This is a genomic window from Bradyrhizobium sp. USDA 4503 (genome assembly GCF_054055815.1).
In genome coordinates, this window is record NZ_JBSRXS010000001.1 from 6,127,476 (window position 1) to 6,147,077 (window position 19,602).

Consider the following 19,602-nt stretch of genomic DNA (forward strand, 5'->3'; position numbering starts at 1 on the left):
GCCATCGGGAGACCGCCCATGCTTCGCGCCGAGGACAACAAATTCCTCACCGAATCCGGTGAGAGGACCGGCATGGGCGAATTGCTGCGGCGGTTCTGGATTCCGGTGCTGCTGTCCGAGGAACTGCCGGAGCCGGACAGCGACCCGAAGAAGATCGTTGTCATGGGCGAGGAGCTGCTCGCCTTCCGCGACACCAGAGGCGTGGTCGGCGTCATCGACCAGTACTGCCCGCATCGCGGCGCCAATCTTTGGCTCGGCCGCAACGAGGAATGCGGCATCCGCTGCGTCTATCACGGCTGGAAGTTCGATACCGACGGCCGCTGCGTCGATATGCCGACCTCGTATCCCGACCTCAACGCAAAGGACCTGATCCGGATCAAGTCCTATCCGGTGCGCGAATGGGGCGACATGATCTGGGCCTATATGGGCCCGGCCGATCAGATGCCAGAACTGCCGGCGCTGGAGATGGCGCTGCTGCCGGCCTCGCACCGCTTCGTCACCAAGAAGTGGCAGGACTGCAACTGGGTGCAGGCGGTGGAAGGCTCGATCGACACCGCGCATTTCACCTTCGCGCATCTCTCCTTCGAGAAGGAGGAGAACGAGATCCTCGACATCAAGAAGCATTTCGTGAACCCGCTGACCCGGGTCGCGACCGATCACATGCGCTGGATCGCCGAGGACCCGCGCCCGGTGATCAAGATCAATCCGCATGAGGCCGGCCTCACGGTGGCGGGCGGACGGCTCACCGGCAGCGACAACATCTACTGGCGCATCGCCCAGTTCCTGATGCCGTTCCACAGCTACGCGCCGAGCTCGATGCCGGGCGAGAACATGTTCGGCCAGACCTTCGTGCCGGTCACCGACACCAATTGCTGGATCTACACCTATGCGTGGAATCCCCACCGGCCGCTGACCGATGCCGAGCGCGAAGGCTACGCCAACGGCAACGGCGTGATGGCTGTCGTCGACGAGAACTACGTGCCGCTGCGCAACAAGGCCAACGACTATCTGATCGACCGCAAGCTGCAGCGGACCAAAAGCTACACCGGCATCAAGGGCGTCTCCGAGCAGGACGCCGCGGTGCAGGACAGCCAGGGCCCGATCGCCGACCGTACCCGCGAGCATCTCGGCCCGACCGATCTCGGCATCATGCATTTCCGCAAGCTGGTCATGGAGGCGGCCCGCGCGCTGCAAAAGGGCGAGGCGCCGCCGCATGCTCAGCATCAGGACCGTTACACCGTGCGCTCCGGCGCCTGCGTCACCAGCAAGACCAAGGACCTCACCGCCGTCATGATCGAGCGGTTCGGCGATCCCGCCGGCTTCGTCGGCGGTCCCGGCCAGAACGCCGCGGCGGAGTAATCTCTGCTGTGGTCCCTGCGAAAGCAGGGACCCATAACCACCGTTGGATATTGTTGAGATGCGCTGTGGCCCGAACCTTCGCCAAGCCAGCGACGGTGGTTATGGGTCCCGGCCTGCGCCGGGACGACGTGGGGAGGGATACCGCGCGCTACACGCGCTACAACGGAATCCTGCGATACTCGCGGTTGGCGAGGCTCGCTTCCTCGAGGTCGAGGTCGCGCTCGATCCGGCGCCTTGTCTCGTCGGTGATCTTGCCGTCGCGCAGCAGCATGTGGATGAACTTGCGCTCGGAGGCGATCAGCTCCCGCGTCAGCTCGGTGCCGGTGGCGGAAACGTCGTGCGTGTCGGGATTGAGCGAGTCGGGCAGCTGGTTGATCCGGATCTCGTGCCGTGAGCGCAAAAGCTTGATCACCTCGTCGGAAAGCTCGCGGTCGTCGGTGATGGCATCGAGCGACTTCAGCGCGGCGTTCAGCGCCTCGCGCCGCGCCGCGATCTCCTGCTCGTGCTCGGCGATGTGCTCGCTGCGCCCGTCCCTGGCGAGGCCGAGCCAGCGCACCACCGGTGGCAGAGTGAGGCCGAGCCCGACCAGCGTCACGAAGATCACGCCGAAGGCGACGAACAGGATCAGGTCGCGATACGGGAAGGCGTCTCCGCTCGGCAATGTCAGCGGCAGCGCCAGCGCCGCGGCGAGCGAGACCGCGCCGCGCACGCCGGTGAAGGCGACCACGAACACCGCCCGCCACGACGGCAGCGGATCGCGCTCGCTCACGCGTCGGCTGATCCAGCGCGGCAGATAGGTGCCGGGAAACACCCAGACGAAGCGCGCCACGATCACGATGACGGCGACAAGCACGGTCGCGGTGAGGATGTCGTGCAGCGGGAACGACTTCGACTTCTCGTACAGCGAACGCATCTGGAAGCCGGTCAAGAGGAACAGCAGGCCCTCGATCAGATAGATGATCAAGTCCCAGAAGAAGATGCCCTGCAGGCGCGTCGCGGCCGAGATCAACAGCGGTCCGTTCCAGCTCATGTAGAGGCCGCAGGCGACGGTCGCGATCACGCCGCTGCCGCCGAAATGCTCGGGGATCCAGTAGGCGAGGTAGGGCGTGATCAGCGACAGCGTGATCTCGACCTGCGGATCCCTGGCGCGGCGGCGGGCGCGCAGGCTGAGCCAGCCGACCGCGGTGCCGAACGCGATCTCGCCGGCGACGATGACGAGGAAGGTGCCGGTCGCCTTCGGCAGCGAGAACAGTCCGGTGGTGATCGCGGCGAGCGCGAAGCGGTAGAGGATCAGCGCGGTCGCGTCATTGGCGAGCCCTTCGCCCTCGAGCACCACCAGGATGCGGCGGGGCATGCCGAGCCTGCGGGCGATCGCCAGCGGCGCGACCACGTCAGGCGGCGCGACGATGGCGCCGAGCAGGAAGCCGATGCTCCAGGGCAGGCCGATCAGATAATGGGTCGCGGCCGCGACCATGAAGGCGGTGAAGATCACGCAGCCGACCGACAGCAGGATGATCGGCCGCAGGTTGGCCTTGAACTCGCGCCAGCTCATCGCGACGCTCGCCGAATAGATCAGCGGCGGCAGCACCACCAGCAGCACCAGCTCAGGCGGCAGTTCCAGCGACGGCATGCCCGGCACGAAGGCGAGCACGATGCCGACCAGCAGCAGCAGGATCGCGGGCGCGATATCGGTCCGCCGCGCCACCAGGGCGGTTCCCGCCAGCACGCCGAGCAAAGTGAGAAAAATCTGAAATTTGGCTTCCATAACGGGCTCAATTCGCCCGGAAACCGATGCCAGTCAATGCGGTCCGGCCGGAGCCGGACCGCGGGGGGGCGTGTCACAAAGCCGTCGCGGGCGCGCCGCGCCCGGTCGATCAATCCCTGAGGTCGTAGCGGTACGACTTCGAGACGATCTGCCAGCCGTCGGCGAGCTTCATCGCCACCAGATAGTCGGTGAAATAGCGCGGCGGCAGCTGGCAGCGCACCTTGATGAAGGCGGTGTTGTCGTCGGAGCGGTCGATGGTGACGATAAAATCCTCGCGCGGCTTGCCTTCGGCCTTCGCCGAGGTGCGCTTGCGCACCAGGGCAAGCCAGTCCGGCACGGTCAGGACCTTCAGCTCGCCCTTCTCCACCCAGCGCAAATCGGCGCTCGGATGAAAAGCCTCGGCGAGCTTGTCGGCATTGCTCTCGTAGAGACCGTCGAAATAGGTTTGCACGACGCTTTCGACGCTGGATCGATCTTGGCTCATTGGTTGGTCCTCCCGGCAGGGTTTGATCTGTTAGTGTTGCGTCTCTGACGCGTGATTCACTCAGTGTCATTCCGGGGCTCGCGAAGCGAGAACCCGGAATCTCGATCCACAACCTCTGGATTCCGGGTTCGCGACTTCGTCGCGCCCCGGAATGACGGAATGGACTGTCAGAGACACAATGCTAGGATTTAGCCATGAACCGCTAGATTGCGCCATGGCCGGCGACAAAATTCTGCGTGAGGGACGAGTTGTGACCGCATCTGCAAATTCGAACGAACATATCCTGACCGGCGAATGCTTCTGCCGCGACGTGCGCTACGAGGTGGCCGACGCGTTTGCCTATGCGCTCAATTGTCACTGCTCGAACTGCCGGCGCACCACGGGATCGGCGTTCAAGCCATTCGCGGGAATCGCGCGCGACAAATTCACCGTGGTCAGCGGCGCTGATGAGCTCCTGATCTATGGCGATGAACTCACCCATGACGCGCATTGCGGCCGCTGCGGCTCGCTGCTCTATTCGCTGGTCCGTGACGGCGCCTATGTCCATGTTGCGATGGGCACGCTGCGCGATGCGCCGGCGATCCGGCCGACCGCCCATATCTTCGTCGGCTCCAAGGCGCCGTGGTACGCGATATCGGACGATCTGCCGCAATATCAGGAGCACGTGACGCAAGGCAGCAAATAAATTCGCGCGACGTCATCGGCGTGCTGCGTGTCGTCCTTGCCGACCCCCTTGCGGACGGCATCTCATCAGGCGGCGCGACTAGATCGCGCTCGCGGCGATGTTTACCATCAGGGCGAGCAGCGCGGTGTTGAACACGAACGAGATGATGCCGTGCACGGTCGCGGTGCGGCGGATGATCTTGTCGGTGATGCCGACGTCTGAGACCTGCGCGGTCATGCCGATCACGAACGAGAAATAGACGAAGTCCCAGTAATCGGCGTCGGCATGTTCGTCGCCGCTCGGAAACTGCAGGCCGCCGGGCGTCTTGCCGCGGTAATACTCATGGGCGTAGTGCAGCGCGAACGCGGTGTGCACCACGGCCCATGACAGCGTGATGGTGACGATTGCCAGCGCCAGTCCGGCCGGGCTGCCCTTTGATGCGCCGAGCTCGAACACGATGGCGGCGAGGCTCGCCAGCGCGCCGAACGCGGTCAGCAGCAGGATCAGGAAACGTCCGTCGTCCTGCAGGATGGCGCTTCGCTTGATATGGGCGACGCCACAGCGCAGCATCATCACATAGGCAAGCACGAGATACAGCGCGGCGAAGGCATCCCAGCCCGCGAGCAGCCGCGTGACGATGCGCGGTGCTCCCGGCACCAGCAGCGCAGCCAGGATACCGAAAGCGATCGAGCCGAAGGTGCGCGGCCGGCCCACGACGACGCGGACCGGCAGCGGCAGCTTGCGGAAGCGAACAAGGCGGTCGTCGATCTCCTTGTTCATTTCGCGCTGTGCTCTCGGCTAGTTCTTGCGCTCGGCGACGAAGCGGGCGGCCGCGCGCAGCACGTCGCCTCGGTCGCCGAACACCGACAGCGCGGCGTCGGCACGCGCGAGGAGATCGCGGACGCGCTGCTTGGCGCCATCGATGCCGAGCTGGGTGACGAAGGTGGTCTTGCCGAGCGCGGCGTCAGCGCCGGCCGGCTTGCCGAGCGCGGCAGCATCGCCCTCGACGTCGAGCAAATCGTCGGCGATCTGGAAGGCTTCACCGAGTGCTTTGCCGTAATCGTCGAGCGCCTGGTACTCCTTTTGCGAGGACTGGCCGAGGATCGCGCCGGCGATGCAGCCGAAGCGGAGCAGCGCGCCGGTCTTCATCTGCTGCAGGCGCGCGACGTCGACCGGCTCGCGGTCGCCGAAGCGGCCTTCGCCGGCGAGGTCGAGGATCTGGCCGCCGGCCATGCCGCCGACGCCGGAGGCGCGCGCCAGCGCGCGGGTCAGGAGCAGGCGGACCTGGGCGTCCTTGTGGATCGCATCACGGGTGATGATGTCGAAGGCGATGGTGAGCAGCGCGTCGCCGGCGAGGATCGCGGTGGCGTCGTCATAGGCCTTGTGCAGGGTCGGGCGGCCGCGGCGCAGATCGGAATTGTCCATCGCCGGCAGATCGTCGTGGATCAGCGAGTAGCAGTGGATGCATTCCAGCGCGGCGCCGACCAGCAGCGCGGATTCGCGTGGGATGCCGAACACCGCCGCGCTCTCGACCGCGAGGAACGGCCGCAGCCGCTTGCCGCCGCCGAGGCTCGAATAGCGCATGGCCTCGATCAGCCGCTTCGGGCGCACGATCTCATCGCTTTCGGTCGCGTCGGACAGCAGTTTGGCGAGCAGGGCTTCGGTATCCTCCGCGGTCTGGTCCAGCCGCTTGGAAAACTCTGCAGTACCGGTCGTCATTAAGAATTGCTCCAGATCGATTTTCGGCCGGACAATCGTTGATGGCATCGGCTTCGTCAATTCCCGCCCTGCGACGGAATGCGCCTTAAAAGTGCTGGAAAAACCGTGAATTATCCCGCAGACGTCGACGGCGCCGGCCGTGTTCTGGCGGGCGGGTCCCAAATCCTTCCTGGAATGGTCCTCCCCGGAAACCCCTGTTTTGCGCATCGTCCGAATTTTATTGCTGCTTTTGCTGGCGCTGCTGTTGCTGCCGTATCTGGTGGCGCCGTTCTATCGCACCGGCCATCCGGTTTCGGCGCTGATGGCGTGGCGGACCCTGCGCGGGGCCCCGGTGACGCGGCACTGGATCGATTTCGGCGCGATGTCGCCTTATCTGGTGCGGTCCGTGGTCGGCTCGGAGGATGCTCTTTTCTGCAAGCATCGGGGCATCGACTGGGGCGCGCTGCGCGAGGTGCTCGACGACGCCGAGGATGGCGAGGTGGCCCGCGGCGGCTCGACCATCACCCAGCAGGTCGCCAAGAACCTGTTCCTGTGGTCCGGCCGCAGCGTGATCCGCAAGGGGCTGGAACTGCCGCTGGCCCTCTGGATCGATCTCGTGCTGCCCAAGCAGCGGATCCTGGAAATCTACCTCAATATCGCGGAAATGGGCCCGTCCGGCCAGTTCGGCGCCGAAGCCGGCGCCCAATATGCCTTCGGCCGGTCCGCCGCTGGGCTGTCAGCCCGCGAGGCCGCGCTTTTGGCCGCGATCCTGCCGAATCCGGTCAAGAGGAGCGCCCGGAACCCCGGCCCGGGGGTCCGCAGGCTGTCCGCAACCTATATGGTCCGGGCCAACTCCGTGACGCGCTGCTGGCGCGAAAATCGCGGCTCCTGAGGCCGATTTCGGACGCTTTTTGCTGTCTCCGGCCCTAGCTTTACGCAGTGCCTTCCTCTATAAGCGCGGCCTTACCGGCATCGCAGCTGGCGCTTTGAAGCGCTGTGCGCTCGTCCCCATTTCGGACGATGCCTCCGCAACACCCCTAGAGGACACCGTCATGGCCGTTCCCAGAAGAAAAACCTCGCCGTCGCGCCGTGGCATGCGCCGTTCGGCCGATGCGATCAAGACCCCGACCTATGTCGAGGACAAGGACTCCGGCGAACTGCGCCGTCCGCACCACCTCGACCTGAAGACCGGCATGTACAAGGGCCGCCAGGTCCTGAAGGCCAAGAAAGAGTCCTGATCGGACATTCGGCCTACGCGCCGCAGCCATGCGGCGCGGCGCCTGAATTCGGTCAACGAGTGCGGCCAAGACGGGCGCGTCCGCGGCGAGGCCAATGAGCATCGCCGCATTGCTGGTTCTCCCTGAATAAGGCGCAAGCCCCGATGGTCGGTTTTCCGCTGCTGCTCGTTCCGCTCGCGGTCTACAACATCATCGCTTTCCTGATGCCCGGCGTGTCGTTCACCGACCCGCTGATCAGGCTGACATTGCTGTCGGGCGAGCAGTGGCAGATCACGCTCAGCGACATGCTGCTCGCCGCCGCCGTGCTGCTGTTGCTGCTCGAGGTCATCAAGGGCGCGCGCCCCGGCGCGAAATATCTCACCGACCATCTGCTGTCGCTGATCGTGTTCGGCGCCGCCGCCGCCGAATTCGTGCTCTGGCCGAAATTCGGCAACTCGACCTATGGCCTGCTCACGCTGCTGGCGCTGGTCGATTTCATTTCCGGAATTGCGCTGCGCACCCGCCGCCGTGCGGTGGTCGCACCGGCGCCCAGCGCCGGCAGGGCGCACCCTGCGGCAGCTGAGGCACCGCAACCTGCACCCGTAGCGGAGCCGGCACCCCGGCCTGAGCCCGCGCCTGTCGCCGCGCCGGCGCCTGCCGCGCCGCCACCGGCCGCACCGGTCCCCTCGGCGACGTCGGTTGCGGAATCCGTGCTGCTCGATCAGTCCGCGCCAAAGCCGACGGTGACCTCGCCGGATTTGCAGCCGGGCGGCCATCCGCCGTCGGACGCGCCGCAGCGCTGATATTTTCCTAGATGATCTGCCGGGTCCGCCGCGCCACGCTGCGGCGTTCGTCGACATGCGGGCCGTAAGCGCTCTGCGCGTCGGCCAATGACCCACGCCGCTGCCCGCGCGTCTGCGGTTCGTGTGCGGCGGTGGCGATCAGATGAGCCACAAACGACGGATCGGCATGCGGCAGCGGGATCTTGGGCGCCCAATGGGTGGTCGCGGCCAGCGGCACCAGCGCCGTGCTGGCCGCCGCAGCATCGCCGGTGCACTCGCCGTCGAGGATTTCCGATTGATCGATATCCGGCATCGTCTGCGACCCGTTGGAGCGTCATAGTTTGGGACGTTGCGGCCCTCCGCAACACCCCCTGTGGCAAGGGTCATGCCCGCCGTCCCCAGTTCGTTCCCGGACAGTCGAAAACGTGGTTTCCAGATTATTTATCAACTTCACCTAGCGTTGGATTCGCCGGAACCACTATCTTGAGAGCGTGTAGAATCACCGGGCGCCGTCCCAAATCGAGACATGTTCGATGCCCCCTGTCCCGCCACCTGCCAGCATCCTCGCCTCGCTCGGCCAAGCGACATTCGCCTGGGACCTCGCGAGCGATGCGATCGCCTGGAGCGACAATGTGGCGGCAGTCTTCCCGGATATCCCGGTCGCGGCGCTGGCGAGCGGCGCCGAGCTTGCAAAGCTGATCGAGCCATCGCGCTCGGTGCGATCCGATGCGCTCGGCGCGCCGGCGCCGGTACGCGGCGGGGAGGGCGTTCCCTACCGGATCGAATATGGCGTGCGGGCCGTCACCTCGGCGCCGGTGATCTGGATCGAGGAGACCGGCTGCTGGTTTGCCGGCGCCGACGGCAGGCCGGCGCGCGTGCAGGGCGTCGTCCGCATCAACAATGAGCGGCATGCCCGCGACGAGCAGCTGCTGAAGCTGTCGCGGCACGACCCGCTGACCAATGAGCTCAACCGCACCCATCTGATCGCCTCGCTCGCCGAGACGATGGAGGAGTGCGCGCGCTTTCGCTCCTCCTGCGCCTTCATGCTGATCGGCATCGATCACCTCGCGCGCGTCAACGATGCCTTTGGCTTCGATGTCGCCGACGCCGTCATCGCCGAGGTCGCGAAGCGGATTCGTGCGCGGCTGCGCAGCGGCGACATGCTCGGCCGCTTCTCCGGCAACAAGTTCGGCCTGATCCTGCGCAACTGCACCGTCGACGACACCAATGTCGCGGCCGAGCGCTTCCTGGCCGCGGTGCGCGACGAGGTGGTGCCGACCAAGTCCGGCCCGGTATCGGTGACGGTCTCGATCGGCGCCGTCACCATTCCCCGCCATGCGCGGTCGGCGGAGGAGGCGGTCAATCGCGCCCAGGAGACGCTGGACGCGGCCAAGAGCCGCCGCGCCGGATCGTTCGCGCTGTGGAAGCCGAATGTCGAGCGCGACGCCCAGCGCCGCGTCAACATCCGCGTCACCGACGAGATCGTCACCGCGCTGAACGAGCGCCGCATCGTGATCGGCTTCGAGCCCGTGGTCGATGCGCGCCTGCGGCAGCCCGCGTTCTACGAGTGCCTGGTCCGGATGGAGCAGGACGACGGCCGCGCGCTGCTCGCGCCCGATATCGTGCCGGTCGCCGAGCGGCTCGGCCTGATCCGGCTGGTCGATCACCGTGTGCTGGAGCTCGCCATCGCCGAGCTCGCTGCCGCTCCCGGCGTACAGCTCAGCCTCAACATCTCGCCCGACACCACGATGGATCCGGACTGGTGGGCCACCATCGAATCCCTGATGCGCGCGCATCCCGGCGTCGGCGAGCGGCTGATCGTCGAGATCACCGAGACGGTGGCGATCCAGGATATCGACGACGTGCGCGGCTTTGTCACGCGCCTGAAGAACTTCGGCAGCCGGATCGCGATCGACGATTTCGGCGCCGGCTACACCTCGTTCCGCAACTTGCGCAAGCTCGGCGTCGACATCGTGAAGATCGACGGCGCCTTCGTGCAGAACATCGTGCGTTCGGCCGACGACCGCGCTTTCGTGCAAACGCTGATCGATCTCGCCCGCCGCCTCGAGATCAGGACGGTCGCCGAATGGGTGCAGGACGAGGAAGCCGCCGTGATGCTGCGCGAATGGGGCTGCGACTTCATCCAGGGCCGCCTGATCGGCCTCGCCTCGCCGGACCGCCCGTGGAACGCGTCGGCGGAGAAGCCCGTGCCCGCCACGGGCTGAAGCGGCCATAGGCCGCTTCACAATATCGGTCGTGATACCCGCGAAAGGGATTGCTCAAAATATGAGCGCGTCCTGCCCAAGGTTTGGCGGGAGTTCATCCAATTAATTGTGCGTCCCCAGACAAGTTTTCCGCCGGAGACCGCCGTTTACTTCTTCGAGGTTTGGACCGTGGCTTGCGCCATGACAACGTCGAAAGAGGATCGAATGGTCACGTTATCTTTTCCGCGCGCGTACAAACTCATGCACATCGCAGCGTTAGGGGCATTGCTCGTTGTGGGCGTCGGTGCTCCAACCGACGCCAGGGCAGCTGCGCCGGCCGCCTGTGCGGAGCTGCAGGCAAAGTATCCGGACTGGAAGGGCAAGACCCTCGTCAACGCAATCAATCCGCATACGCCGGGCTACGAGTCGATCGATCCGAAGGATCCGAGCAAATATGTCGGCTTCGATATCGATCTCGGCGAGCAGATCGGCGAATGCCTCGGCTTCAAGCTGACCTACAAGGCGGTGACCTTCGCCGCACTTCTGACCACGCTGTCCAGTGGTCAGGCCGACATTGTGATCTCCGACATCTACGCCACGGAAGAGCGTGCCAAGGCGGCCGACTTCATCACCTATTCGAAGGTGTTCGACGGCGTATTGGTCGCCAAGGGCAATCCGAAGAAGATCTCCGGCATCAACACCTCGATGTGCGGTGCGGCAGCGGCCGAGAACACAGGTTACGTTGAAGTTCCGCTGATCCAGGCGCTCGTGCCGGAGTGCAAGAAGGAGGGCAAGCCTGAGCCGACCATTCAGCTCTACGACAACAACGCCAACTGCATCCAGGCGATTCTGGCCGGACGCGCCGACACCTATGTCAACGACGTCAACACCGTCGACAATGCGGTGAAGGCCTATCCGGACAAGCTCGAAAAAGCTATCGCGGTGACGATCCCGTACAAGGTCGGCATCGGCGTGCCCAAGGACAAACCGGCCTTCCGCGATGCCGTGAAGGCGGCGCTGACCGAGATCTACAAATCGGGCGATCAGCTCGCGTTGCTGAAGAAGTGGAATCTCGATCCGGAGAACCTGATCGAGCCCGGTCTGCTGACGGTCAAGTAGGCCCCAGCACCGGCAAAAGGACGACATGCTCCATGGAGCTGTTCCTCCACTATTTGACCATGCCGTATATGATCGAGGGCATTCAGGCGACCTTGCAGGTCACCGCCCTCGGTCTGCTCGGCGGCCTGATCCTCGGTGTGATCCTGGCGTGGATGCAACTCAGCCGCTTCAGGGCGCTGGCGTCCTTCGCCCGGGTCTACACCGTGATCTTTCGCGGCACGCCGCTGATCCTGCAGATGGTGTTCGCCTATAATGCCCTGCCGCAGATCGGCATCAAGCTACCGGCCATTCTCGCCGCCGGCCTCGCGCTGGCCTGCAACGAAGCTCCGTTCATCGCCGAGATGCTGCGCTCCGGCGTGCTCGGCGTCGATCGCGGCCAGGTGCTGGCCGGGCAGGCGCTCGGCATGACGCCCGGCGTCCTGATGCGCCGGATCATCGCCCCGCAGGCGATCCGCTCGATGATCCCCGCCTTCGGCAACGAGACCGTCAGCGCGCTGAAGAATTCTTCGCTGGCGTCGGTGATCGCCGTGCAGGAGCTGACGTTGCGTTCGACCCAGATGGCGTCGGCAACTTTCGATTTCTTCTCGATCTTCTTCGCCTCGGGCCTGATCTATCTGTTCCTTACCGCGGCGATCGCCGGCATCCAGCTGTTCCTCGAATGGCTGTTCGATCTCGACCGCGCATCGAAGCAGATCAAGCTGATGCGGATGATGCCGGGGTATCGCGCGCAGGGATTCGATGATCCGCTGATTGCGGCCGAGGACGCGCCGCCCGAGATCTTGCCCGATGCCGGTGTCGCCGAATTGCCGCCGCCGCGGGCGCAGACCGAGCGTGTCGATCGTGCCAAACGCAACGAGATCCTGAAGCGGAACAATGTGGCGGTCGATGTTGCCGCATTGCGCAAAAGCTATGACAAGCAAATGGTGCTCGCCGGCGTCGATCTCACGGTGCGGATCGGCGAGGTGGTCGCGCTGCTCGGGCCGTCCGGCTCCGGCAAGAGCACGCTGCTCCGCTGTATCAACAATCTCGAACTCTGGAACGACGGCAGCATCAAGGTCGGCGGTCGCCGGCTCGGCTTCAGCGATAGCGGCAAGGCGCTGTCGCCGCGACTGTTGGCGCAGGCGCGCGCCGAGGTCGGTGTCGGTATGGTGTTCCAGCAGTTCAACCTGTTCGGTCACCTCACCGCGAAGGAGAACATCGCCGGGCCGCTGCGCTGGGTGCATGGCGTGTCGCGCATAGATGCGGATCGCCGGGCGACCGAACTGCTCGGGCGCGTCGGCCTCAGCCACCGCGCCGATGCGCTGCCGCGGCATCTCTCCGGTGGCCAGCAGCAGCGCGTCGCCATCGCCCGTGCGATCGCGCCGAATCCCAGCGTGCTGTTGCTGGATGAGCCGACCTCCGCGCTCGATCCCGAACTCGTCAATGAGGTCCTTGAAGTGATCCGTCGCCTCGCGGTGGAAGACGGCCTCACCATGATCATCTCGACCCATCAACTGCGCTTCGCCAGTGAAGTCGCTGATCGCGTGGTGCTGCTGGCGGATGGCGCGATCGTCGAGGAGGGCCCGGCCGACGAGGTGCTGAGCAATCCGCGCAATCCGGTCGCGCAGCGTTTCCTCAATGCCATGGAGGCCGAGGTCGCATGAATAGAACCCGTTCCGTTTCCATCCGCGTGAGGACCCCTGCGTGAAACATCATCTGCTGCCGGTATCTGCGAAGACTGTGCATTGGGGCTATTTCAGCAAGGTCGTGGCGCCGGCATTGACGCTGAAGTCCGGCGACCGCGCGACCATCGAGACGCTGACGCATCACGCCAATGACGATTACGAGCGCATGATCGAGGGCGATCCGGGTGCCGAGAGCGTGTTCAAATGGACGCGCGAGCACAAGGCGGTGGTGCGGCGCGGTTCGGGGCCCATCGAAGGGCCGTTCATCCGCGGCTCCGGCGAAGGCGTCGGCGTGCACCTGCTCACCGGTCCGGTGGCGATCGAAGGCGCCGAGCCGGGCGACGTGCTGGAGGTTCGCATTCTCGACGTGCGACCGAGGCCGGCCTGCAACGCCTGCCATGCCGGCAAATGCTTCGGTTCCAACGTCGCGGCCAATTGGGGCTTTCACTATCACGACCTGATCGAAGAGCCGAAGCCACGCGAGGTGGTGACGATCTTCGAGCTCGACGCGTCGGGTGAGCCTTTCGCCAAAGCGGTCTACAATTATATCTGGACGCCGCAGACCGATCCTGATGGCATCGTGCACCCGACCATCGATTATCCCGGCGTCCGCGTCGATCACGCCACCGTCGTCAAGCGTGAGAATGTTCTGAGCAATGTCCGTGTGCCCGCGCGGCTGCATTTTGGCACCATGGGCCTCGCGCCGTCGGAGCAGGATTTCGTCTCCTCGATCCCGCCGAGCTATACCGGCGGCAACATCGACGACTGGCGCGTCGGCAAGGGGGCCAAGATGTTCTATCCGGTTGCGGTGCCCGGTGCGTTCTTTTCGGTCGGTGATCCGCATGCCGCGCAGGGCGACAGCGAGCTCGGCGGCACGGCGATCGAGACCTCGCTCACCGGCGATTTCGAATTCATCCTGCACAAGCATCGCGATCTCGGCGGCACACAGCTCGAAGGCCTGACGCATCCGATGCTGGAAACCCCCGACGCCTGGTCGGTCTACGGCTTCACCTACCCGAACTATCTCGCCGAGCTCGGCGCCAATGCGCAGCTCGAAATCGCCAATCACTCCAGCCTCGACCGCGCCATGCGCGACGCCTTTCGCAAGATGCGGCGCTTCCTGATGACGGTGCACAAGCTCAGCGAGGACGAGGCGATCTCGCTTATGTCGGTGGGGGCAGATTTTGGCGTGACGCAGGTGGTCGACGCCAATTGGGGCGTGCACGGGACCATCCGCAAGAACGTGTTCCGGTGTGACTGATCACGCGCCGGCCACCGAGCAGGACGTGTCATCCTTGGGGATGGCACGGAGATTGCTTCGCTTCGGCCATAAAGGTCGATGCATGAGGTTGCGTCCGTTCACGAGTGAATCCTACTCCGAAGGCGACCGCCCCGAGGCGTGGCGGGACGTCCTGGCGTCGGTCGGCTTGCAGCCCACGGTCGCCACGAGCACCCATGCCGGCCATGCCATCGCGGTGCGGCGCAGCTTTCAGGGCGTGACGCTGGCCAGGCTTTCGGCAGGGCCACAATCGGTGTCGCCGCGCACGGATGCTGTGGCCGATCATCCGCTGGTGCTGCTGCCGCTCGAAGACGGGGTGGCGCTGAAGACGACCACCGGTTATCAGATCGTTGCTGCGCGGCATCTTCTCTTGCTGCCACGCGCAGGGGATTGGAGCGTGTCGTTCCAGCGCGAGATGCGCGCGGTAGTGCTGTCGGTGACGTCCGAACCGGCACATCGCCATCGCGCCACGTTGCAAGGCGGCGAGGTGCGGGTGCTCCAGCCCGGCGGCTTTGGCAGCGTATTCGCGCAGATGATGGAGCTCGCCGCGCGCGATCTCGACGCGCTGTCCGATGTCGAATGGACGGCGCTGGCGCGAAGTCTCGCCGATCTGCTGCCGACCTTCATGCGTCAGCATGGCGAGACGGCGGGCGATCGCGGCGGCGGCGGCGCTTCCAAGGCAGCGACGCTGCATCGCCTGTGTCAGACCGTCGAACGCAGCCTCGAGGAACCCGATCTGACGCCGGTCAAAATCGCCAGTGCCGAGGGCATTTCTGAACGCTATCTGCAAAAGCTGTTCGAGGGGGCCGGCACCAGTTTCACGCATTACCTGCGCGAACGTCGGCTGCAGCGCACCTGGGCCGATCTGTCGAATCCCGCCGAGGCGCATCGTTCGATTTCCGAGATCGCGTTCCGCGTCGGCTTCAACGACTCTGCCCATTTCAGCCGCGCGTTTCGCCAGCGCTTCGGTCTGTCGCCGCGCGAATTCCGCCAGCATGAAGCCGAGCGGCAGACCGCATCCGCGGCCACGGTGCAACGCGGCTGGCCTCAACAGGCGCTGGCGCAAATGTGCAGCCGGCGCGCAGCGCTGGTGCGCAGGACGGCTGCGCCGTTCAACGCCCATGACGTGGAGATCGCGGACGCGCCGCGCCATCACCATCTCGCCGCGGATGCCTCGCGCGTGCATTGGGGCTATTTCAGCCATTCGTTGCCGCCGCAGGTCGAGATCGGCTCCGGCGACACCATCACCATTGAGACGCTGACCCAGCACGCCTCCGACGATCCCGAGCGCATGATCAAGGGAGATCCAGGCGCGGAGAGCGTGTTCCACTGGACGCGCGATCGGAAGAACGTCGATCGCCGCGGCGCCGGCCCGCTCGATGCCTCGATCTACGGCCGCGGCGCCGGCGAGGGATTCGGCGTTCACATTTGCACCGGGCCGGTGGCCGTGAAGGACGCGGAGCCAGGGGACGTACTGGAAATCCGCATCCTCGACATCGCGCCGCGCGCGAGCCGCAATCCGGACTTCGAGGGCCGCGTGTTCGGCAGCAGCGTCGCGGCCTGGTGGGGCTATCACTACAAGGAGTTCCTTGCCGAGCAGAACGCCCATGAGGCGGTGACGATCTACGAGATCGTCGACGACGATGACGCGCCGCATGCCCGTGCGCTGTATTCCTATCGCTGGGAGCCGCAGACCGATCCGTTCGGGACGCTGCACAAGACTTACGACTATCCGGGCATCCCGATCCCGCCGTCATCGGTGCGGCGCCGCCACGACGTGCTCGACGGCATCCGCATTCCGCTGCGCCCGCATTTCGGAGTCATCGCGCTTGCGCCGCGCGAGGCCGAGCTTGTCGATTCCGTCCCGCCCGCATATTTCGGCGGCAATCTCGACAATTGGCGGCTCGGCAAGGGCTCGACGGTCTATCTGCCGGTGTCGGTGCCGGGCGCGCTATTGTCAGTCGGCGATCCCCATGCTGCGCAGGGTGACGGCGAACTCGGCGGCACCGCCATCGAATGTTCGATGACCGGCACGTTCCAGGTCATCCTGCACAAGAAGAACGAGCTTACCAATCAGCCCTTCGCCGATCTTACCTATCCGTTGATCGAGACCGAAGCCGACTGGGTGCTGATGGGCTTCAGTCATCCCAACTATCTCGCCGAATTCGGCGCCAAGGGGCAGAGCGAGGTCTACGCGACCTCGTCGCTCGATCTCGCGATGAAGGATGCGTTCCGCAAGATGCGCCGCTTCCTGATGAACATCAAAGGCCTTACCGAGGACGAGGCGATCGCGCTGATGTCGGTGGCGGTGGATTTCGGCGTGACGCAGGTGGTGGACGGCAATTGGGGCGTCCATGCCATTCTCAGCAAGCGCGTCTTCGATCACGCGCCGCAAAACTAGTGTGCTGAATGCGAAGTTCGTGCGATTTCGCGGCAGCCACTTTCACGAACTTCGCATTCATAAAGCACACTAGAATCATAAGTTTGCTAGTGTCCTTATCGAATCCGAAGTTCGCTCCGAAGGTGCGGCAAATGATGCGAACTTCGGATTCGGGACACTAGAGCGTGAAAGATCATGCTCGAACAAAGACATGAGATCATGATGCGATGCCGTAGACGCGCATCATGATCCATCAAAGAGCAGGCGAGGAGACGTCGTTGCAGTTTCACATGATATCCGGTGGCCCGAAGCCGGTCGCGCCGTTCAGCCACGCGGTCGAGACGGACGGCTTCGTCTTCGTCACCGGCCAGATGCCGGATACGCCGGCCGCACCCGGCCTATTGCCCGAGGGCATCGTGGCGCAGACCCGCGCGGTGATGGAGAATCTGCGCGTGGTGCTTGCGGGCCTCGATCTCGGCCTCGAGCATATCGTGATGTCGCGCATCTATCTGACGCGCTTCAAGGAAGATTATGCGGCGATGAACGAGACCTATCGCAGCTATTTCCCGTCCGACCGCCTGCCGGCCCGCACCTGCGTCGGCGTCACCGGTCTCGCCTATGATGCGTTGATCGAAATCGATCTCGTCTGCCGCCGGCCTGCATAGACGCGCCCGCGAGGGTATGCTCGACCAGACGGAGACCGCCCGACGTCGGCGAGAGCCGCCATCAGGACTTCAGAAGTGATGGCGGCCGGAGGTCCGGCCGGGCCGGCAGCGGACCTGAACGAGACCTACTCGTCCTTCTTCGTCGGCTGCGACATGCGCTCGAGGCGTTCCTGCATGTCCTTCATCTGGCGGCGAAGATCGTCGATGTTGCCGTCATCGGGCGTGGGCTCCGGCGCCTTGTCGGCCTCGCCGCCACCGCGTTGCGGCACGAACGGCTTGAACATCGAGAAGGTCTGCTGGAACAGCTCCATGTTGCGGCGGACCTGTTCTTCCAGCGGCGCAAACGGTGTCCCGCTCAGCGCGCCCGCGATCTGCTTGCGGAATTTTTCCTGTTCCTTGGTCAGCGTCTCGATCGACTGTTCGAGATATTTCGGCACCACCATCTGCATGCTGTCGCCGTAGAAGCGGATCAGCTGGCGCAGGAAAGTGGTCGGCAGCAGGTTCTGCCCGGCCTTGTTTTCCTGCTCGAAGATGATTTGCGCGAGCACGGAGCGGGTAATGTCGTCGCCGGTCTTGGCGTCATAGACGAGGAAATCTTCGCCTTCCTTCACCATCGCCGCGAGATCCTCGAGCGTGACATAGGTGCTCGTCCCGGTATTATAGAGCCGCCGGTTCGCGTATTTCTTGATCGTGGTCGGTTGTTCAGATTTTGCCATGGGCTCTCACTTCAACACCGAAGAACCTGGAACCCTACGGCATCGCCGCAGGGCAAAATGCAACGCATCGCAGCAAAGGTAAGCATTTTCAAAGCGGTTCGGCTACAGTTTTGTGCTGTGCGGTTAATTCCAAAGCATAGGATTTGCTCAGGAAAGTGCCAAGGGCGTCATTTTGAGTGCGTCGCGGCGCGATTTGCCCGACAGTGCGATTGACATGTCTCAACGAGGTTTACAGGATAGCCGTCAAGAGACAGGCCCGCCAAATCGGCCGCCCGCCGTCGAGAAACCCAGCTACAACCCATAGGAGATGTCCATGTCAGACGATGTCGTCATCGTCAGCGCCGCCCGCACCCCCGTCGGTAGCTTCAACGGCGCTTTCGCCACCACGCCGGCCCATGACCTCGGGGCCATCGCCATCAAGGCGGCGCTGGAGCGTGCCGGCGTCGAGGGCGGTCAGGTCTCCGAAGTCATCATGGGCCAGATCCTCACCGCCGCGCAGGGCCAGAACCCGGCCCGCCAGGCCTCGATCGCGGCCGGCATCCCGGTGGAAAGCCCGGCCTGGGGCGTCAACCAGCTCTGCGGCTCGGGCTTGCGCACCGTGGCGCTCGGCTACCAGGCGCTGCTCAACGGCGATTCCTCGATCGTCGTCGCCGGCGGCCAGGAATCCATGAGCATGGCCCCGCACGCGCAATATCTGCGTGGCGGCGTCAAGATGGGCGGCCTCGAGCTGATCGACACCATGATCAAGGACGGGCTGTGGGATGCCTTCAACGGCTACCACATGGGCAACACCGCCGAGAACGTCGCCAAGCAGTACCAGATCACCCGGTCGCAGCAGGACGAGTTCGCGGTCGGTTCGCAGAACAAGGCCGAGGCGGCGCAGAAGGCCGGCAAGTTCAAGGACGAGATCGTCCCGGTCACCATCAAGTCCCGCAAGGGCGATATCGTGGTCGACACCGACGAGTATCCGCGCCACGGCGCCACGCTCGACGCGATGGCCAAGCTCCGCGCGGCTTTTGAGAAGGACGGCACCGTGACCGCGGGCAACGCCTCGGGCATCAATGACGGCGCCGCCGCCGTCGTGCTGATGACCGCCAAGGAAGCCGCCAAGCAGGGCAAGAAGGTGCTGGCCCGCATCGTGTCGTGGGGCCAGGCCGGCGTCGACCCCAAGATCATGGGCACCGGCCCGATCCCCGCCTCGCGCGCCGCGCTGAAGAAGGCCGGCTGGAACATCGCCGACCTCGATCTGATCGAGGCCAACGAGGCGTTCGCGGCACAGGCTTGCGCGGTGAACAAGGACCTCGGCTGGGATCCGGCCAAGGTCAACGTCAATGGCGGCGCGATCGCGATCGGCCATCCGGTCGGCGCGTCGGGTGCGCGCGTGCTGGTGACGCTGCTGCACGAGATGCAGAAGCGCGATGCCAAGAAGGGCCTCGCGACGCTGTGCATCGGCGGCGGCATGGGCATCGCTATGTGCGTTGCACGCGACTGAACAAAAGGCAGCGAGGCCGGTTAGGTGATGAAAAGATCATCTGTCAACCGCGAAGCGAGCTGATAAATAAGATGCCCGGCTTTGCGCCGGGCATTTTTGTTTCGAGAGCATGAT

18 protein-coding genes are annotated in these 19,602 nt (G+C 64.8%); 12 read left to right on the forward strand and 6 right to left on the reverse strand.

The window, feature by feature from the left end; translation table 11 throughout:
- Positions 1-18 precede the first annotated feature (18 nt).
- Entirely contained in the window at positions 19-1,359 is a 1,341-nt protein-coding gene (locus ACVMIH_RS29170) for a Rieske 2Fe-2S domain-containing protein (protein ID WP_057015585.1), read from the forward strand.
- A gap of 157 nt (positions 1,360-1,516) precedes the next feature.
- On the opposite strand, the gene ACVMIH_RS29175 is transcribed toward ACVMIH_RS29170, so the two are convergent.
- Entirely contained in the window at positions 1,517-3,124 is a 1,608-nt protein-coding gene (locus tag ACVMIH_RS29175; RefSeq protein ID WP_057015584.1) for a Na+/H+ antiporter, read from the reverse strand.
- Positions 3,125-3,233: 109 nt separating this feature from the next.
- On the reverse strand, positions 3,234-3,608 hold the full coding sequence (locus ACVMIH_RS29180) for a nuclear transport factor 2 family protein (protein ID WP_016847513.1): 375 nt from the start codon (positions 3,606-3,608) through the stop codon (positions 3,234-3,236).
- Positions 3,609-3,858: 250 nt separating this feature from the next.
- On the opposite strand from ACVMIH_RS29180, the gene ACVMIH_RS29185 reads away from it, so the two are divergent.
- Positions 3,859-4,293 (forward strand): GFA family protein, encoded by a 435-nt coding sequence (locus ACVMIH_RS29185; RefSeq protein ID WP_456864287.1) that lies wholly within the window; start codon positions 3,859-3,861, stop codon positions 4,291-4,293.
- Between the two features lie 78 nt (positions 4,294-4,371).
- On the opposite strand, the gene ACVMIH_RS29190 is transcribed toward ACVMIH_RS29185, so the two are convergent.
- A complete protein-coding gene (locus ACVMIH_RS29190) occupies positions 4,372-5,052 on the reverse strand; it encodes a DUF1345 domain-containing protein (protein WP_092090495.1) in 681 nt (226 codons plus the stop codon).
- 18 nt (positions 5,053-5,070) lie between these two features.
- The gene (locus ACVMIH_RS29195) at positions 5,071-5,991 is read right to left on the reverse strand and encodes a polyprenyl synthetase family protein (RefSeq protein WP_076824685.1); all 921 of its coding nucleotides are present in this window, start codon (positions 5,989-5,991) and stop codon (positions 5,071-5,073) included.
- A 199-nt stretch (positions 5,992-6,190) separates the two neighbouring features.
- Here ACVMIH_RS29195 and mtgA point away from each other — a divergent pair, with 199 nt between their 5' ends.
- The 3 genes from mtgA to ACVMIH_RS29210 all read left to right on the forward strand — a co-directional run bounded on the left by mtgA (position 6,191) and on the right by ACVMIH_RS29210 (position 7,990).
- On the forward strand, positions 6,191-6,862 hold the full coding sequence (gene mtgA, locus ACVMIH_RS29200) for a monofunctional biosynthetic peptidoglycan transglycosylase (RefSeq protein WP_456866577.1): 672 nt from the start codon (positions 6,191-6,193) through the stop codon (positions 6,860-6,862).
- 160 nt (positions 6,863-7,022) lie between these two features.
- Entirely contained in the window at positions 7,023-7,208 is a 186-nt protein-coding gene (rpmF, locus tag ACVMIH_RS29205; protein WP_021077536.1) for a 50S ribosomal protein L32, read from the forward strand.
- Between the two features lie 143 nt (positions 7,209-7,351).
- Entirely contained in the window at positions 7,352-7,990 is a 639-nt protein-coding gene (locus ACVMIH_RS29210; RefSeq protein ID WP_057015581.1) for a hypothetical protein, read from the forward strand.
- 7 nt (positions 7,991-7,997) lie between these two features.
- On the opposite strand, the gene ACVMIH_RS29215 is transcribed toward ACVMIH_RS29210, so the two are convergent.
- Positions 7,998-8,282: a hypothetical protein gene (locus ACVMIH_RS29215; protein ID WP_069279792.1), complete on the reverse strand. Its 285-nt coding sequence runs from the start codon at positions 8,280-8,282 to the stop codon at positions 7,998-8,000.
- 220 nt (positions 8,283-8,502) lie between these two features.
- Here ACVMIH_RS29215 and ACVMIH_RS29220 point away from each other — a divergent pair, with 220 nt between their 5' ends.
- From ACVMIH_RS29220 to ACVMIH_RS29245, 6 genes are all read left to right on the forward strand, one after another.
- Positions 8,503-10,194 (forward strand): EAL domain-containing protein, encoded by a 1,692-nt coding sequence (locus ACVMIH_RS29220; RefSeq protein WP_456864289.1) that lies wholly within the window; start codon positions 8,503-8,505, stop codon positions 10,192-10,194.
- Between the two features lie 204 nt (positions 10,195-10,398).
- Positions 10,399-11,292 carry an ABC transporter substrate-binding protein gene (locus ACVMIH_RS29225; protein WP_076824695.1) on the forward strand — a complete coding sequence of 298 codons (894 nt, stop codon included), beginning with the start codon at positions 10,399-10,401 and terminating at the stop codon, positions 11,290-11,292.
- A 32-nt stretch (positions 11,293-11,324) separates the two neighbouring features.
- A complete protein-coding gene (locus ACVMIH_RS29230; RefSeq protein WP_456783213.1) occupies positions 11,325-12,935 on the forward strand; it encodes an amino acid ABC transporter permease/ATP-binding protein in 1,611 nt (536 codons plus the stop codon).
- 40 nt (positions 12,936-12,975) lie between these two features.
- Positions 12,976-14,217, forward strand: a complete 1,242-nt coding sequence (locus tag ACVMIH_RS29235; RefSeq protein WP_456783214.1) for an acetamidase/formamidase family protein — start codon at positions 12,976-12,978, stop codon at positions 14,215-14,217.
- A gap of 82 nt (positions 14,218-14,299) precedes the next feature.
- Positions 14,300-16,636, forward strand: a complete 2,337-nt coding sequence (locus ACVMIH_RS29240; RefSeq protein WP_456783215.1) for an acetamidase/formamidase family protein — start codon at positions 14,300-14,302, stop codon at positions 16,634-16,636.
- Positions 16,637-16,893: 257 nt separating this feature from the next.
- Positions 16,894-17,280: a RidA family protein gene (locus tag ACVMIH_RS29245; RefSeq protein ID WP_225162692.1), complete on the forward strand. Its 387-nt coding sequence runs from the start codon at positions 16,894-16,896 to the stop codon at positions 17,278-17,280.
- 125 nt (positions 17,281-17,405) lie between these two features.
- Here the strand turns inward: ACVMIH_RS29245 and phaR are convergent, their stop codons facing one another.
- Positions 17,406-17,996 (reverse strand): polyhydroxyalkanoate synthesis repressor PhaR, encoded by a 591-nt coding sequence (phaR, locus tag ACVMIH_RS29250; RefSeq protein WP_057015574.1) that lies wholly within the window; start codon positions 17,994-17,996, stop codon positions 17,406-17,408.
- A gap of 313 nt (positions 17,997-18,309) precedes the next feature.
- On the opposite strand from phaR, the gene ACVMIH_RS29255 reads away from it, so the two are divergent.
- Positions 18,310-19,488, forward strand: coding sequence for an acetyl-CoA C-acetyltransferase (locus ACVMIH_RS29255; RefSeq protein WP_076824763.1), 1,179 nt, complete (start codon positions 18,310-18,312; stop codon positions 19,486-19,488).
- The last annotated feature ends 114 nt before the right edge of the window (positions 19,489-19,602 follow it).

Excerpts from the sequence above, each read along its gene's own strand:
- ACVMIH_RS29225 (WP_076824695.1), top strand. The coding sequence starts at position 10,399 with ATGGTCACGTTATCTTTTCCGCGCGCGTACAAACTCATGCACATCGCA.
- ACVMIH_RS29190 (WP_092090495.1), bottom strand. The coding sequence starts at position 5,052 with ATGAACAAGGAGATCGACGACCGCCTTGTTCGCTTCCGCAAGCTGCCG.
- ACVMIH_RS29195 (WP_076824685.1), bottom strand. The coding sequence starts at position 5,991 with ATGACGACCGGTACTGCAGAGTTTTCCAAGCGGCTGGACCAGACCGCG.
- ACVMIH_RS29175 (WP_057015584.1), bottom strand. The coding sequence starts at position 3,124 with ATGGAAGCCAAATTTCAGATTTTTCTCACTTTGCTCGGCGTGCTGGCG.
- ACVMIH_RS29215 (WP_069279792.1), bottom strand. The coding sequence starts at position 8,282 with ATGCCGGATATCGATCAATCGGAAATCCTCGACGGCGAGTGCACCGGC.
- ACVMIH_RS29220 (WP_456864289.1), top strand. The coding sequence starts at position 8,503 with ATGCCCCCTGTCCCGCCACCTGCCAGCATCCTCGCCTCGCTCGGCCAA.
- rpmF (WP_021077536.1), top strand. The coding sequence starts at position 7,023 with ATGGCCGTTCCCAGAAGAAAAACCTCGCCGTCGCGCCGTGGCATGCGC.
- ACVMIH_RS29240 (WP_456783215.1), top strand. The coding sequence starts at position 14,300 with ATGAGGTTGCGTCCGTTCACGAGTGAATCCTACTCCGAAGGCGACCGC.
- ACVMIH_RS29210 (WP_057015581.1), top strand. The coding sequence starts at position 7,352 with ATGGTCGGTTTTCCGCTGCTGCTCGTTCCGCTCGCGGTCTACAACATC.
- ACVMIH_RS29170 (WP_057015585.1), top strand. The coding sequence starts at position 19 with ATGCTTCGCGCCGAGGACAACAAATTCCTCACCGAATCCGGTGAGAGG.
- ACVMIH_RS29255 (WP_076824763.1), top strand. The coding sequence starts at position 18,310 with ATGTCAGACGATGTCGTCATCGTCAGCGCCGCCCGCACCCCCGTCGGT.
- ACVMIH_RS29180 (WP_016847513.1), bottom strand. The coding sequence starts at position 3,608 with ATGAGCCAAGATCGATCCAGCGTCGAAAGCGTCGTGCAAACCTATTTC.
- ACVMIH_RS29230 (WP_456783213.1), top strand. The coding sequence starts at position 11,325 with ATGGAGCTGTTCCTCCACTATTTGACCATGCCGTATATGATCGAGGGC.
- phaR (WP_057015574.1), bottom strand. The coding sequence starts at position 17,996 with ATGGCAAAATCTGAACAACCGACCACGATCAAGAAATACGCGAACCGG.